The organism is Chitinophaga pinensis DSM 2588 (genome assembly GCF_000024005.1).
GTDB classification, from domain to species: Bacteria; Bacteroidota; Bacteroidia; order Chitinophagales; family Chitinophagaceae; genus Chitinophaga; species Chitinophaga pinensis.
Genome location: NC_013132.1, coordinates 8841220 through 8857734, shown reverse-complemented (window position 1 = coordinate 8857734; position 16515 = coordinate 8841220). Strand labels below are relative to the sequence as shown.

Annotated in this window: 13 protein-coding genes; 10 read left to right on the top strand and 3 right to left on the bottom strand. The window is 45.5% G+C overall.

What is annotated here, in order from left to right; translation table 11 throughout:
• The first annotated feature begins 4 nt into the window (after positions 1–4).
• From CPIN_RS35040 to CPIN_RS35025, 4 genes are all read left to right on the top strand, one after another.
• The gene (locus CPIN_RS35040) at positions 5–1363 is read left to right on the top strand and encodes an ABC transporter permease (protein ID WP_012794643.1); all 1359 of its coding nucleotides are present in this window, start codon (positions 5–7) and stop codon (positions 1361–1363) included.
• A complete protein-coding gene (locus tag CPIN_RS35035) occupies positions 1356–2831 on the top strand; it encodes a TolC family protein (RefSeq protein WP_012794642.1) in 1476 nt (491 codons plus the stop codon). Before CPIN_RS35040 ends, CPIN_RS35035 begins: the two co-directional genes overlap by 8 nt.
• Positions 2832–2868: 37 nt before the next feature.
• Positions 2869–3471, top strand: coding sequence for a hypothetical protein (locus CPIN_RS35030; protein WP_148230698.1), 603 nt, complete (start codon positions 2869–2871; stop codon positions 3469–3471).
• 182 nt (positions 3472–3653) lie between these two features.
• Positions 3654–4175 carry a GNAT family N-acetyltransferase gene (locus tag CPIN_RS35025; RefSeq protein ID WP_012794639.1) on the top strand — a complete coding sequence of 174 codons (522 nt, stop codon included), beginning with the start codon at positions 3654–3656 and terminating at the stop codon, positions 4173–4175.
• A 3-nt stretch (positions 4176–4178) separates the two neighbouring features.
• On the opposite strand, the gene CPIN_RS37335 is transcribed toward CPIN_RS35025, so the two are convergent.
• On the bottom strand, positions 4179–5651 hold the full coding sequence (locus CPIN_RS37335) for a DUF6600 domain-containing protein (RefSeq protein WP_012794638.1): 1473 nt from the start codon (positions 5649–5651) through the stop codon (positions 4179–4181).
• A 626-nt stretch (positions 5652–6277) separates the two neighbouring features.
• Here CPIN_RS37335 and atpD point away from each other — a divergent pair.
• Together atpD and atpC are read left to right on the top strand one after the other, a co-directional pair.
• On the top strand, positions 6278–7780 hold the full coding sequence (gene atpD, locus CPIN_RS35015) for a F0F1 ATP synthase subunit beta (RefSeq protein ID WP_012794637.1): 1503 nt from the start codon (positions 6278–6280) through the stop codon (positions 7778–7780).
• Between the two features lie 24 nt (positions 7781–7804).
• Positions 7805–8056, top strand: coding sequence for an ATP synthase F1 subunit epsilon (atpC, locus tag CPIN_RS35010; RefSeq protein WP_012794636.1), 252 nt, complete (start codon positions 7805–7807; stop codon positions 8054–8056).
• Positions 8057–9028: 972 nt separating this feature from the next.
• On the opposite strand, the gene CPIN_RS35005 is transcribed toward atpC, so the two are convergent.
• The gene (locus tag CPIN_RS35005; protein WP_012794635.1) at positions 9029–9583 is read right to left on the bottom strand and encodes a YqgE/AlgH family protein; all 555 of its coding nucleotides are present in this window, start codon (positions 9581–9583) and stop codon (positions 9029–9031) included.
• A 523-nt stretch (positions 9584–10106) separates the two neighbouring features.
• Between CPIN_RS35005 and CPIN_RS35000 the strand changes: the two genes are divergently transcribed.
• The 3 genes from CPIN_RS35000 (at position 10107) to CPIN_RS34990 (ending at position 13211) form a co-directional block, all read left to right on the top strand.
• Entirely contained in the window at positions 10107–11477 is a 1371-nt protein-coding gene (locus CPIN_RS35000) for a sensor histidine kinase (protein ID WP_012794634.1), read from the top strand.
• A 108-nt stretch (positions 11478–11585) separates the two neighbouring features.
• Positions 11586–12398, top strand: coding sequence for a HesA/MoeB/ThiF family protein (locus tag CPIN_RS37330; protein ID WP_012794633.1), 813 nt, complete (start codon positions 11586–11588; stop codon positions 12396–12398).
• A 9-nt stretch (positions 12399–12407) separates the two neighbouring features.
• Positions 12408–13211 (top strand): alpha/beta hydrolase, encoded by an 804-nt coding sequence (locus CPIN_RS34990; protein WP_012794632.1) that lies wholly within the window; start codon positions 12408–12410, stop codon positions 13209–13211.
• Here the strand turns inward: CPIN_RS34990 and CPIN_RS34985 are convergent.
• Complete coding sequence (locus tag CPIN_RS34985; RefSeq protein WP_012794631.1) at positions 13191–14102, bottom strand: S66 peptidase family protein; 912 nt, start codon at positions 14100–14102, stop codon at positions 13191–13193. The two genes, CPIN_RS34990 and CPIN_RS34985, sit on opposite strands and share 21 nt — an antisense overlap.
• Before the next feature lie 136 nt (positions 14103–14238).
• Here CPIN_RS34985 and metG point away from each other — a divergent pair, with 136 nt between their 5' ends.
• Positions 14239–16320 carry a methionine--tRNA ligase gene (gene metG / locus CPIN_RS34980; RefSeq protein WP_012794630.1) on the top strand — a complete coding sequence of 694 codons (2082 nt, stop codon included), beginning with the start codon at positions 14239–14241 and terminating at the stop codon, positions 16318–16320.
• Positions 16321–16515 lie beyond the last annotated feature (195 nt).

Below are 16515 nucleotides of genomic sequence, written 5' to 3'. Positions count from 1 at the left end.
TGTAATGCTGGACCGAAATTTCAACAACCTCTATATCGCCCTGGACTCCCTGGGCGCTAACAGACTACGTTCATTCCTCACCGCATTAGGGATCATTTTCGGGGTAGCTGCCGTTATTGCCATGCTGGCCATCGGCCGGGGCGCACAGGCGGAAATCCTTGATCAGATGAAACTTGTAGGTGTGAATAACATTGTCATCAAACCAAAGGCAGAAGATAAAAAAGACGGCGATCAGCAACAGAAGGAGTCCGATGATAAAAGCAGTAGCGGCAACGGAAAGGCAGCGGCTACAAAAGCACGTTTTTCTAAAGGACTCAGTATTGCCGATGCAGAAAGTATCCGTCGTATTATTCCGACCGTTGCTGTGATCAGCCCTGAAATGATCCAGGAACAGGATGTGATCTACGGTAGTAAAAGCAGTAAACTGAAGATCGTAGGCGTGGAGCCGGCTTTCTTTGAAATCAATAATATCAGCATCGGCGCAGGCAATGTTTTTAATCAGCGGCAGCGCGTGGCCGGAGAGGGGGTATGCATTATCGGCAGTGATGTAAAACGTAAGTTTTTTATTTCTGAAGATCCGATAGGTAAAACGATTAAATGCGGCGCGCAGTGGCTCAAGATCATTGGCGTTACAGAAGAAAAAGCCATCTCAAAAGCCACCAAGGATAACCTTGGTATCAGAGATTACAACTTGGATATCTATATCCCTATACAGACCTCACTGATTCGTTATAAGAATCCTTCGCTTTACCTGGGCGCCGGTGAAGATGCCTTTTTCAACAACAACAACCAGCAACCCGGCAATCAGATCTTTCATCAGCTGGACCAGTTAGTGATACAGGTACATGAGTCGGAATCACTGTCGGAATCTGCCACCATCATCAGCCGTATGTTGCGCCGCAGGCACAACGACGTACTCGATTTTGAGATCACTATTCCGGAGCAGTTGCTGAAACAGCAACAGAAAACGAAGGATGTATTTAACATCGTACTGAGTGCTATTGCCGGTATTTCCCTGCTGGTAGGCGGTATTGGTATTATGAACATCATGCTGGCTTCTGTGCTTGAACGTACCCGCGAGATCGGTATCCGTATGGCATTGGGTGCACAGAAGAAAGACATCGTGATGCAGTTCCTGTTTGAAGCAGTACTGATCAGTCTTACGGGAGGGATCATCGGTGTGATACTGGGTGTTTCGGGCGCTTACCTGGTAGATAAGTTAGCCGATATACACACCATCGTCTCCGGTATATCTATTTTTCTTTCCTTCGTGCTGGCATCAGCCGTTGGTCTCATCTTCGGTATTTCTCCTGCCCGCAAGGCGGCTCATAAGAACCCAATTGAATGTTTGCGACATGATTAAGAAACCTATTCTGTTTACGATCTGTGGATTGTTAACCTTTTCTGTTACCTGTGCTCAGCAAACATTGTCTTTGCAGGGAGTGGTCGTACAGGCACAGCAACAATCGCCTTCTTACTACAAAGCGCGCAGCAGTGCGCTGAATAGTCTCTATGCCTTCAGATACTATGTGGCAGGCCGCCGTCCGCAATTAAAACTGCAGGCTTCCAACAACAGTAGTTTTCTGGGTAATATTGAAAGTATCCGTCAGCCGGATGGTACCTATGCTTTCAGCAAGAGTTCCTATTCGTACACGTTTACCAGTCTGGCGGCAGACCAGATCGTTCCCTTTACCGGTGGACAATTCTCCGTTGCCACCAACCTGTCAAGGAATGACGTATTTGATCCGTCATCGAGTGTAGGGTATCTTTCTACACCTTTTTCGATCAGCTATTTTCAACCTACGCTTTTATACAATCCCTATCGCTGGGATAGCCGTATACAACCTTTGCTGTATGAGGAATCAAAGAAACAGTACATCGAAACACTCGAAAGAACGGGGCTGCAGGCGGCCGGTTATTTCTTCGATGCATTGGTGGCTCAGCAACAGGAGTTAATATTGCAACAGAACGTTGCCAATACAGATACATTATACAAGATTTCGAAGGGAAGATATGAGTTGGGTAAGATCGCGGAGAACGAGTTATTGCAGATAGAACTAAACCTGATCAATGCCCGCAATAACCTGGAACAGGCTTCGCTGAGCAAGGAGATTGCCTATCGCGAATTAACCCAGTTCCTGACGCTACCCAAAGGTACTTCCGTGCAGGTTGCATTACCGGATACGATTCCAACGCTGATGATTCCCGTGGATATCGCACAAAGGGAAGCACAGGATAATCGTCAGGCAGTGCTGGCATTTCGTCGTCAGCGACTGGAAGCCGAACAACAGGTAGCTGAAGCCAGGGGTAACAGCGGTTACCAGTTAAACCTTTCGGCCAACTTCGGACAGGCACGTCAGGGAGCTTCGCTTAAAAACGCATATGGAGGCGGAAATCTGCAGCAAACCCAGTTATTGAGCGTAGGGGTGTCAATTCCGATTATGGATTGGGGAAGGGCCCGTAATCGCGTCAGACAGGCAAAAGCAAACCAGGAACTGATAGAAATAGATATACAGCAACAGGAAAGGAATTTCGAACAGGAGATCTATTTACAGACACAGCAATTCAACATCCAGCGCAAGCTGCTGGAAAGTGCGGCTAAAGCGGACACCATTGCGAAACAGCGGTATGAGATCACGAAACAGCGTTATTACATTGGCAAAATATCCATTACAGACCTCAATCTGGCCCAACAGGAAAAGGATATGGCTAATCAGAACTACATTAATGCACTGCGTTCTTTCTGGACCTCTTACTATACGGTACGTCTGTTAACGCTGTACGACTTTGAGAAGGCCCAGAAAATCAGATACGAGTTTAAAGAAAGATGAGTCCGGAGTTGGCACTATTTTTTCTACTTCGCCTGATATGAAGCGACAAGTGGGATACATTTTTGTAATCATCTGCCTGATAGTTTTTCTGGCAATGAGTTACTCCCGGCAACAAAAGCGGGTAAAACAGGTGTTGTCAGAGAATGAGCGCCTGATCAACGAAAACCGTGATCTGAGACGTTCTCTGGAAGTAAACAGCCAGACGGCCCGGCAGATAGCCGACAGAAGGGAAATAAACGCCCGTACGGAAGGTACTTTTGTAGAACGGCGTACTTATTACCGCCGTAACTGGAACCAGTTTATTTCGGTCAATACAAGCGATTACCGCACCGGTTTCCTGGGAGGTATCAAAGACCTGAAGATCATCGTGCGTAATCAGACGGAATATCCCCTGGATAATGTCGTGGTAGCTGTACAGTATATGAAGGGAAACGGAGACGTGTTTAAAACGGAGCAGTACACCGTTAACGACGTTCCTGCAAAAGGTACAAAATCAGTAGATGCATCTTCCAGCCGGAAAGGGCAGAAGGTATCCCTGAAACTGCAGCGTATTACCAGTCAGCCGATGAATTTCTGTTGGTCTGCCAATAAGCCGGCAGCACCGGGAGCGGTAGACCCTTACATGTGTGTACCACAGTAATGATGATGTAAAAGACGTTTTCAAATATTTATCTTGGGTTCTCGTTTGTGAGGCACTACTGTAGTTTTGGACGAGCTGCAGTCAGTGCCTCTTTCTTTTGGACGATAATGCTGATCAGAAACAGGTATAGCGACTGACACTGATCAGCTTCCCGGACTGACACAAGCCTTACCTTTGCTGTAATGTTATCAATACGGAATTTATTACCACCGCTCATCATCCCCGGACATGTAGCGGATTTATATGAACAGGCATTTCCCGCAGAGGAACGACGTAACCTGACTGCGCAGCAGGTATTGCTGAACAGTGGGGCCTTGCGACTGGGGCTGCTGGAGAACAGTGAACAATTTGCCGGTTTCGTATTCTACTGGCAACTGACAGATTTTGTATTTATCGAACACTTTGCGGTGAGTCCGGAACAAAGGGGCGCCGGCATTGGCAGTGCTGTTATGCAGGCACTTGAAGCAGATCATAGAAAGCTGGTACTGGAAGTTGAGTTACCTCATACTATCGAGGCGCAACGCCGTATCCGGTTTTACGAGGGACTGGGCTTCAAGGCTTATGCCTTCAATTATCTGCAACCACCCTATCAGGCAGGCGGCGCCCCGCTTCCTATGCTCTTAATGCAAAAAGGTATGCCCCCGGAGGAACATACCTTTACCAAAATCAGTAACGAAATTTATCTCGAAGTTTATGGCTGTTAGTGACTAACGACCGCCTCTGCTGGCGCCTCTGTCGCTACGTGGCGCTGATGGCGCCGGAGCAGCACGTTGTGGCTGCGGCTGTGGCGCCGGCCGTGATGGCTGTACCTGCGGACGTGACTGCATTGGAGGCTGTGACGGACGAGGTTGTGCCTGTGGCGCTACCATCTGCGGACGAGACTGAGAAGGCTGCGGCTGCGGACGTGACATTTCAGGTTGTGGCTGTGGACGTGACATCTGCGGCTGTGCTGGTCTTGTTACCGGACCAGGGCTAGGTGTCGGCGTCATGGGCCTTGTTTCAGGTCTGCTGTTAGAACGGTCAGGCCTTGTATTGTTGTCAGGTCTTGGCGTAAACGTATTGTTGTTACCCGGGTTAGACGGTGTTACCGGTCTTGTAGACGGAGCTGACGGTACAGACGGAGCCGGTGTGGACGGTCTGTTGTTATTCCTGTCAAACTCTGGTCTGGTCGGACGGTTATCATTGGTTCTGCCAGGTATATTGTTGTTATTGTTATTCTCTATTGGTCTTACCGGCGTGCTATTGTCCGGACGATTCATATTTCCCCTGTCTATTGTTCTGCCGGGTGTACCGTTATCAGGTCGGCCATCATTATTTCTGTCAATATTTCTGTCAGGTAAGTCATTTCTGCGGATAGTCCTGCCAGGTACTGGTCTGTCAGAGTTATTCCTGTCATTGCCGTTGCCATTGGTGAAGGTGTTGTTACCGCGTCCTCCACGTAAAGCAGATGGCTGCGGACGGTACATACTTACCTGGTTACGGTCAACAGTAGCACGGCCCGGACGGTTACCATCCACTACACGTACGGGGCGGATTTCGTTACGGGTGTAACGTTCCACATCACGGGTAGCAGGACCACGGTAATAAGTCCGGTTATTGATCACCGTTGTATTGTTGATGATGGTGGTGTTGTTATAGACATTCACACGATGACCTCTGTCCACATAGTATCTGTTCACATACGTGCTGGTAATGTACTGGCAGGGTACAAATGACCAGTAACCTACCGGGATGTTCATACTGACACCGATCATCATACCGGGGCCAAGCGGCGCCCATCCATAGTAATCATTACTGTTTCTCCAGCTTACCCATGCTGGTCCCCATTCGGTACCAGGCACCCACATCCAGCCATATGCATCATCGAATGCCCAGCGGCCGTAGTGGAAAGGCGCCCATCCCCAGTCATAATCAGATACCCATGTCCAGCCGTAGTCTGAATATACCCAGTGACCTGCGGTAGAGTATGGCTGGAAGTCGGGACCGGCGTTCGGGATCCATACCTGTCCGTAGCTACCATAGGTTGTCCAGTTACCGTATGGGCTAAGGGCATCGTAGAAGCCGGATATAGAGACCTGTGTCTGCTGATAAGGCTGTCGGGTCGTGGCGCAGGATACGCCGGTGACTGACAGCGAAACCGCAATCACAGCTAATGAAATATAGTTTTTAATGTTTTTCATGTCGATTGTTTTAAATGGGTGTGGCAACTTATAATTTGTCCGAAAACAACATTGTATAGCGATTTAGTAACTTCCTGAAGGCTATAAAATTTAGCGGTGAACGAATGCGTGGTATATAACAGTTGATCAATTGTTAAGGCTGAAAGCTGGCCTTTGGCATCTCTTTAGTTCGATGGTTAGGAGTCAGATATTAGCTTGTCTTGTGTAAATCAATATCTGTGCCTGAAACGCTAAAAGCTTGTCTGCAGGAGGTTTGATCAGTTTGCTAGGCTGTTTATTTAGCAAAATCTTCACAGAAACTGTTAAGAAAATGTTAGATGGGAGGAAGGGTAAAAGTTAGCAGGGCTAATGGTTGAAAAGAATTTATAATATCATAGATTGCTTATAATAAAAAATAGTTATCTATGGACTTTAGTGGATGATGTATGCGTTAAAAGGGCTAAATTGCACTCCTCATTCATCGCCTTTTGTTGTAAGAACTAATTGACTTCCAATAGATAATTGAAGGCTGTGGACGAGTGTCTCTGGTCTGTCCGACTATTTTTTGAATTTCCCCTATTAACAATTACCTTTGCGGCAAAATTAACAAACCGCTCATTTTAAGCATTTATAAACCTCTTAAAAATATGCCTAACACAGGTAAGATCAAGCAAATTATCGGTCCCGTGGTGGACGTCCACTTTGATGGAAAGTTGCCCGAAATCTACAACGCACTGGAAATTACCCGCGAAAATGGTCAGAAGGTAGTGCTGGAAGTACAGCAGCACCTTGGTGAAGATAGCGTTCGTTGCGTAGCAATGGACTCTACGGATGGTTTCGTGAGAGGAATGGCCGTAACGGACAAGGGCACTCCTATTAAAATGCCGGTGGGCGAAGGCATCAAAGGTCGCTTGTTCAACGTGGTAGGTGAGGCTATCGATGGCTTGGGTGATGTTGATAGCAGCAATGGATATCCTATTCACCGTAAGCCGCCTAAATTCGAAGATCTGGCAACAGATACAGAAGTACTGTTCACTGGTATCAAAGTAATCGACCTGATCGAGCCATATGCAAAAGGTGGTAAGATTGGTTTGTTCGGTGGTGCTGGTGTGGGTAAAACCGTATTGATCCAGGAGTTGATCAACAACATCGCAAAAGGTTACGAAGGTTTATCCGTATTTGCCGGCGTGGGTGAGCGTACCCGTGAAGGTAATGACCTGATGCGTGAAATGATCGAAGCCGGTATCGTAAAATATGGCGCGAAATTCCAGGAGTCCATGGAACATGGCGGATGGGATCTGAGCGCAGTAGATAAAGAGGGTCTGAAACAATCTCAGGCTACCTTCATCTTCGGTCAGATGAACGAACCACCAGGAGCACGTGCTCGTGTGGCTTTATCCGGTCTGACAATGGCAGAATATTTCCGTGATGGAGATGGTACTGCAGGTGGTGGTAAAGATATCCTGTTCTTCGTAGACAACATCTTCCGTTTCACCCAGGCAGGTTCTGAAGTATCCGCGCTGTTAGGTCGTATGCCATCAGCGGTGGGTTATCAGCCAACCCTGGCAACAGAGATGGGTCTGATGCAGGAGCGTATCACTTCCACTAAAAATGGTTCAATCACTTCCGTACAGGCGGTTTACGTACCTGCGGATGACTTGACTGACCCTGCTCCGGCTACAACCTTTGCCCACCTGGATGCTACCACCGTATTGGATCGTAAGATCTCCGACTTAGGTATCTATCCTGCTGTGAGCCCGCTGGAATCAACTTCCCGTATCCTCAGCCCTAGCATCGTAGGTGAAGCTCACTACAACTGTGCACAGAGAGTTAAAATGATCCTTCAGCGTTATAAAGAACTGCAGGACATCATCGCAATCCTGGGTATGGATGAGTTGAGTGATGAAGATAAACTGACTGTATCCCGCGCTCGTCGTGTGCAGCGTTTCCTGTCTCAGCCTTTCCACGTAGCAGAACAGTTCACTGGTCTGAAAGGTGTACTGGTACCAATCGAAGAAACTATCCGTGGTTTCAACATGATCATGGACGGTGAAGTAGATGAGTATCCGGAAGCAGCATTCAACCTGGTTGGTAACATCGAAGCAGCTATCGAGAAAGGTAAGAAACTGCTGGAAGCAGCTAATAACTAATATTTTTCACCCTTAACTTTTAATATGTTATTAGAAGTATTAACACCTGAAAGAAAACTGTATTCCGGCGAAGTGTATGGTGTACAGCTGCCAGGCATTGACGGTCTTTTCGAAGTGCTGGACAGGCACGCACCGTTGATCGCTGCCCTGGGCAAAGGCAGGATGAAGGTGCTGAAAGATAAAACACAGAGCGAGTTCTATAACATAGAAGGTGGTTTCGTGGAAGTGTACAGAAATAAAGCAACTGTGCTTGTTGAAGGCGCGGAAGCGAAATAATCAATTAGGAATTAGGAATTAGGAATTGGAGTATTTAAGTCCGACTACTAAGCATAGTTCTGAATACTAAAAGAGAAGTAAATCATCTTACTTTAAATACAAAGAGAGACGTTTCTGATGAAACGTCTCTCTTTTTTTGTTTATACACCAACCAGATGTCAACTTTTATATTGATACTGGTTGTCTTGTTTCAGATCATATTACTCTTTCCCATCAATCTCTTTATCGCTTTCCATCCAATCTCATCCAATTTCATCCATCATCCAATTCATCCAATCTCCGCTGCATTTCAATTCTTAATTGTTAATTCCCTAATTCCTAATTGAAATAAATAGGCCGGGTATGATTACCCGGCCTTTCTTTTTGTCCTAACTATTCCAATCTAATTAATAAATAGCCCTGTTCTAGAGCGCAGTAAGATTACTGGCCAGGGCGTTGCACAAATCAGGTCCCGGCTGCGCAGAAAATACATCCTGCAGCGGCACTAGGGCCTGTTCCTATGAAAATGAATATTTTATGTTTATGATGACGAATGATTTTATTGCTTCAACCGTTTGAAATAATGTCCTGACCCTGATAAAAAAAAGGGTCTCTCATTTACTTCGTTGTTGCGAATTGTTTTGTTTTTATTCTATATCCAGGAAGGTGTAAACGTGATCTGGTTTGTCCTTCATAGGTATTTATATTCGGTTATATTAGAATTCCTTCCCCTACGGTGTCCTATTATCAGCAGGTTTACAAACAATAGAATGCTCTGACTACATTACTTTTTTACCTAAGCAAGATATTTGATTTTTTTTAAATATCCTCGTTTAAGGGAAGCGTTTTGAGCAACGGAAAAGCACCCATTGACGTTAGTCATTGGGCCTCAGCCGATAGGCATATAATAATTTTTTTAACTTTTTTTTCCACAGATGGTTCTAAAGCCGGTTTACCGGCATACGGAGGAGCATATACGTAGCTTTTCAGTTGCTAGTTCAATAGTGGATCTATCGGGAAATTGGCCATGATGGCAAAGTTAGCGCCCAGGTTCTTCAATGCCTGCGGCCATATATTCTGTTCTTTTGCTTCAAAAATAAGCGGTGCATTGCTTTCAGATAAGATCCAGGATTTTTCATTGAGTTCATTCTCAAGCTGTCCGCTACTCCATCCCGAATAACCTATGAAAAACTTGATCTTGTTCAGGTCCAGACGGCCACTGTTGATCAATGATACGACCTGATCAAACTCACCTCCCCAATATACGCCGTCCCGTATCTCAAACCCGCCTCTGATCAACTCAGGCTGCTGATGTATAAAGTGAATGGTGTCTATCTGTACCGGTCCTCCGTAATACACCCTGATGTTGTTTATCAGCACTTCCGGTACAAGCTCATTCAAAGACTGGTCAAACACCTTGTTAAGCACAAAACCAAAGCTACCCCGACTCTCCTGATGTTCGCACAGTAATACAACGGTACGGGCAAAATTCTGATCTTTAAGGAATGGGTCCGCAATCAGTAATATTCCAGGCGACAAAGAAACCATACACATACAATTTTAGCACTTACCCAAATTTAACTAATTGAAAGCAAGTATAATAGTATTTGTTGGAGTTTTACTTGCCAGTTTCCCGTATTCTTTAAGGAGGCAGGGAATGATTCACAGAAAGGTAGAAAGGGGCTAAAAACGCCTTAAACAGGCTAAAAAATTAAAAGGAGGCTAGAAAGCCTCCTTACCATTTTATCAACCAAAATCTAAATCGCTTATGGAAACGAAATCCATGTCGATGTATGTAGAAATTTAAAAATTGCTAGTTTGTTAAACCAGTACATCAAATTTAGTACCAGTTTGATAAGGCAAATGTACAGAAGATTGATCAATTATGAATATTATTTCCCAGTTAAAATTACGTTAAAGTGATGTTTTATTGTTAAAGTGAGGATGGATAACGGTTTTGAGCTTTTAAATTTGTATTAATGTTGCTATAGCAAGCAATGATTTTTAACAATTCAGGTGCTGGTACCCTCGTTCTTTGTGAGTATCTTGTGCGCCTTAGTATTGATGTAGCATGGTACCATTGAAGAAAGTATTTCCCATAATTGTGGTGTTAATTACCCTGTCATTATTGGGAATCATCTGGATCCAGGTTAACTGGATCTATAACGCCGCTATCGTACGTCGCGAGCAGATGGAACAGCGCGCAGTAAACGTAATGCTGGACGTGAAGGAGAAGATGCTTCAACGTAAAGCGCCTCCTATGCGTTTTAAAGTAGATGGCGCTGCCATCCGGCCTACTGAAAAGGGATTGGCGATTGATAAGTATGAGATCACCAATACTATCGATCTGACAACGAGTGTCAGCGATCGCTTCACAACAAGAGAAGTGCAGGAGATGATCGCTAAAAGTCTGCGTGAGCAACACCTGGATACAACATTCGAATTTGCCATATTGGGTAAAGGTCATTTTGGCAATAGCAACGGCATCCGTATGCAATCTGCCGGATTGTCCAAAATGCTTGAAAATACCACCAGCTCAGATAGCCTTGACTATACGTTCCAGTATATACCACTGGTGAATAGCTTTGACTATGTGACAGGCGAAACAGAAACACTGCTGCTGGTACAGCCTAAGAACAGCATGATGTTACTCTTATCGCTGGGTAAAATGATGGCAGGTGGATTGTTATTTACTGCCGTGATCATTACTGCATTTATACTCACTATCCGGACAATGCTGAATCAGAAGAAATTGTCGGAGATCAAATCAGACTTTATCAACAACATGACGCATGAACTGAAAACACCATTGGCCACGATCTCGCTGGCTATTGATGCTATCGGTAATGAAAAGGTCATGGACAACAGGGATAAGATCCGTTACTTCTCTGGTATCATCAAAGAGGAGAACAAGCGTATGAACAAACAGGTAGAGAGCATCCTGCAATCTGCCTTACTGGAGAAGAATGAAATAGGACTGAATCTGCAGGTGACAGATGTACATGATGTAATATCCAGCACAGTAGAAAATCTGCAATTACAGCTGGATGCAAAACAAGGTCACGCCGAACTGCGACTGGATGCAATCAATCCCATCATTAAAGCAGACGATGTGCATTTCTCCAACGTAATCTTCAATCTGCTGGATAATGCCATCAAGTATTCAAAAGAAAACCTTGAGGTAGTGATATCTACACACAATACACGTAAAAGCCTCATTATTACAATAGCAGATAACGGTATCGGTATGAGCCGTGACACGATTTCCCGTATCTTTGAAAAATTCTATCGTGCACATACAGGTAATGTGCATAACGTAAAAGGATTCGGATTGGGATTAAGTTATGTGAAAGCCATCGTGGATGCCCATAAAGGCAAGATCAAAGTAGAAAGCACGATGGGGAAGGGTAGTAAGTTTACATTGGAATTTCCACAAGAATAGAATATCAATTAGGAATTAGGAATTAAAAATTAGGAATATTTCACATAGCGTCCTAATTCTTAATTCTTAATTCTTAATTCTTAATTCCTAATTCTTAATTGAAAAAAAATGGCATTAATCGAAAAAGAACTTGCGCATTTTAAACACGCTATTGCCGTTCCGGGTATGGGTGTTGCAATGCAGGAAAAACTGAAGGAAACGCGCGTATTGGTAGTAGGCGCCGGTGGATTGGGATCTCCGGTGATACAGTATTTAAGCGCAAGTGGCGTTGGTGTAATCGGTATTGCCGATTATGGTGTAATTACTGATGAAGATATGCACAGGCAACCCATCTATCAGATGCAGGACCTGCGTAAACATAAGGCTAAAATGGCTGCCAGCCGCTTGTGGGCGAGCAATCCTTTTACCAAACATTATCCTTTACTGTTACAGGTAAAGCCGGAAAATATTAAACAACTGCTGGAAGGTATGGACCTCGTGATCGATTGTTCCCAGCATCATGCGACGCATCTCGTGATCAACGATGCCTGTGTGGCGCATGGTAAACCTTTCGTGATCGGTGAGGTACATAACTGGGTGTCCTGGTGGGCAGGTTTTAATATCGCGCCCGCCAGTGGTGATGCAGCTGCTTCTTACCGTTGTAACCTCGACATGATCGATGATCACCGTAATTTCGATGCAGGCGCTATCGGTGTTACACATGGTGCTACGGGTATGATGATCGTGAATGAAGTGCTGAAATACATTGCCGGTGTACCTGACGGGCTGGCCAACAAATTCTATAGCATGAATTTCCTGCATAACACCTACCAGGTGAACACACTGTTCCCGGATGCCGGTATACTGGCGGATATCAGGGCGAAAGGCGTGCTGACAGCAGAAGAATATGGTATAGACATCGTACCGGATATTGAAGACTAAATAATACACATGTTCAGCAAGCTGAAACTAAAACCTATACTTTCCGCGATCCTGGGGCTTTACCTGGTGATCGGCGTATTGCTGACCTTATTCCAGAAAAAGTTCATCTTTCATCCGGAACCGCTGGAGGCGAGTTATGTCTTCAAATACGACATTCCATTTGAAGAAATCAGCATCCGTATCAATGAGAAACAGACGCTGAGCGCCATGCTGTTTAAGGCAGATCAGCCGAAAGGTATGGTAATATACTTTCATGGGAATGCCCGTAATATTTCCAAATATGGAAATAAGGCCAGATTGATGCTGAAACGCGGCTACAGTGTGTTGATGATGGATTATCCTACTTATGGAAAAACCACCGGCAAACTGACCGAAACGACGATCTACGACAACGCCCTGCATATGTATGAGGTAGCCCGGAAGTTTTATCCACCGGACAGTATTATCATTTACGGAAGATCACTGGGGACGGCAGTCGCTGCCCAACTGGCAGCTGTCCGCGATTGTAAACGACTGGTGCTGGAAGCTCCGTATTTCAACATGACAGAGATGGCAATGCGTTTGGTACCGCTTTACCCTTACGCGTATATGCTCGATTTCAAGTTCCCGACAAATGAATACCTGCCCAAAGTAACAGCGCCTGTTGTCATCATTCATGGTACGGATGATAAGACAATACCGGTTGAATCAGGGAAGAAACTGGAGAAGCTGTTCAAAACAGGCGACCAGTTTATAACTATACCCGGCGCGGATCACAATAACCTGGAGAAATATCCTGACTATCTGAAAGCGTTAGATGTCGCGTTGCGATAATTTAGCCTGTCTGGCTGTTACATGCAGTTCATGTGGCAGACCCAGTTTCAGGGAATAGTTCTCATGCGTATGTCCTACCGGGAAGCCGAAGCAGACCGGGTATTCGTAATCCTGTACAATATTCCGGATGATCTCGTACTCAGTCTGGCCAAAAGGCGTATCCGTCTCTTTGCCATCTGTAAAAGACCCGATTACCAGTCCGGCGAGATCTTCCAGCCATCCTGCCCTTTTCAGGTTGTACATCATACGGTCGACATTATAGCGGTATTCGCCGATATCTTCCAGAACCAGTATTTTGCCTTTTGTATCCGGTTGCGATTCCGTACCTGACAGGTTGGCCAGGAGGGACAGGTTACCACCAATCAGCTTACCACTGCCCTTTCCGGTACGGTTCAGATCATGTGGCGCCGCCGTATAACGGTAGGAAGTACCTTTTAAGGCCAGCCGGAGACTATCTACATATTCGTTTTCAACGGTTTCGGGCCTTATACCACTACACATCATGGAGTGGATGGTAGGAATGCCGTACTGGTGCTGAACATGGGTATGCAGGGCGGTAATATCACTATACCCGCAGATCCACTTGGGATGTTTGCGGAATTTCTTGAAATCCAGTTCATCCAGTATACACACCATGCCATAACCACCGCGGCCAAAAATGATAGCTTTGATATCAGGGTCGTCCAGCATATCCTGCAGCTCTTCCAGCCGCAGTTCATCCGGAGCAGAGAAATTATGGAAACTGGTGCCTACCGTAATGCCCAGGTGTACCTGGAAACCCCAGGAACTGATCACTTCAGCAGCATATTCTGCTGCCTGCAGATCCATTTTACTACTACTACAGGTGATGCCTATCAGATCACCTTTTTTGAGGTATGGCGGAATTTTCATTGTTCTATGCTTTAATTACCTTTGCAGACCATTTGGGGAGTTATCCCAAACCCGACAGGGCTAAGTTGATAAATACTTTTCGCTCTTCCAAAAGCAAAAACAGAATTTCCATTATTTAAGCATTCTTTAAGCGAACATGGCAAAATTTAACAGATATCTAATAACAGCGGCATTGCCTTATGCCAACGGACCGGTCCACATCGGTCACCTGGCTGGCTGTTATATTCCCGCCGATATATATGTGCGCTACCTGCGTGCTAAAAAGGCGGATGTAAAGTTCATAGGAGGAACTGACGAACACGGAGTACCTATCACCATCAAGGCGATGAAGGAAAACGTGACGCCGCAGGATATTGTGGATAAATATCATAAGATCATCTATGACAGCTTTACAGACATGGGTATCTCTTTCGATATTTTCTCCAGAACCACTAAACAGGTACACCACGAAACAGCAGCTGACTTCTTCAAGACGATGTATGATAAAGGGCTGTTTGAAGAAAAGGAAAGCGAGCAGTTCTTTGACGAAACTGCCAATGTATTCCTGGCTGACCGTTATATCGTTGGTACCTGCCCTAAATGCGGTAACCCGAATGCATACGGCGACCAGTGTGAAAGATGTGGTACTTCTCTGAGTCCGGACGAACTGATTGAACCACGTTCTACCCTCAGCAATGCCGTGCCTGTCAAGAAAAAGACAAAGCACTGGTATATGCCTTTACAGAACTATGAACCATTCCTGAAAGAATGGCTCCTGGAAGGTCATAAAGAGTGGAAAAACAACGTATACGGTCAGTGTAAAAGCTGGATCGACGGCGGTCTGCAAAGCAGGGCGATGACCCGCGACAGCAGCTGGGGTATCCAGGTGCCACTGCCGGATGCAGAAGGAAAAGTACTGTACGTATGGTTTGATGCACCGATCGGTTATATCTCCGCTACCAAAGAACTGACCGCCAACTGGGCAGACTACTGGTGTAAAGATGATACCAAGCTGGTACACTTTATTGGTAAAGACAATATCGTGTTCCACTGCGTGATATTCCCGGCAATGCTGAAAGGCCATGGTGGATATGTACTGCCTGAAAATGTGCCTGCAAACGAGTTCCTGAATATCGAAAGTGAGAAAGTGTCTACCTCCCGTAACTGGGCGGTATGGGTGCATGATTATGTAAAGGACTTCCCCGATCAGCAGGATGTACTGCGTTACGTATTGACCAGCATCGCGCCTGAAACAAAGGACAGCGACTTTACCTGGAAAGATTTCCAGCAGCGTAATAACAGTGAGTTAACTGATATCTTCAGCAACTTTGTGCACCGTACTATGGTATTGATGCATAAACTCTGCAATGGTAAAGTACCCGCTTTCCATGCAGATCTGAAAGACGAGAAAGATGATGCATTATTTGCCGCGCTGACCGCTTCCAAACAGCGGATCGAGGATTCACTGGAAAACTTCCGTTTCCGTGAAGCACTGGCAGAAGTAATTGATATCTCCCGTTCAGGTAACAAATACCTCCAGGAAAGAGAACCATGGAAACTGGCAAGTGCGATGGCAAAAGATCCGTCACTGGCAGCAGCCAACCAGAAACAGATCGACAACTGTCTGCACCTGTGTCTGCAGCTGACCGCCAACCTGGCGATCCTGGTGAATCCGTTCCTGCCATTCACCGCGAAGAAGATCTGCCATATGCTGAAGGTCGTAGATCGTATGCTGGAGTGGGAAAATGCAGGTAGTCTTAAACTGGTGAATGTAGGATATCCGCTGCGCGAGCCGGAGTATCTGTTCAGCAAAATTGACGATGTGAAGATCCAGGAGCAGATCGATAAACTGAAAGCAGGTCTGGTGAAACCAGCAGCAGCTCCTGTCGAAACGAAAGTAAAAGAAATGAAGCCTGAGATACAGTTCGATGATTTCGCAAAACTCGACCTGCGCGTAGGTACAATCCTGGAAGCAGAGAAAGTACCAAAAGCGGATAAACTGCTGAAATTACTGGTAGATATCGGTACTGAAAAACGTACGGTGGTATCTGGTATCGCAGAACATTTTACACCGGAAGAAGTAGTAGGTAAACAGGTAACACTGGTGGCCAACCTGGCGCCAAGAAAAATGCGTGGTATCGAAAGTCAGGGAATGATCCTGATGGCTGAAAATGCTGCCGGTAAACTGGTATTCGTTAATCCGGATGCAGCAGTAGATGCAGGTAGTGAAGTGAGATAATACTTTTTCACAAATTATACCCAAAAAGGGGGTGTTCCGGAAGGAATATCCCCTTTTTTTAAAGTGATCAAGTCCACCTATACGTCGTGTATGAAGCATGTATAATGCATGTTTAAGGTATGTCCGGTATGTTATATAGCCCCCGTTAATGCTATCACAATTCTTCCTGTCTCATGCATAATTCCTGATTTTTTC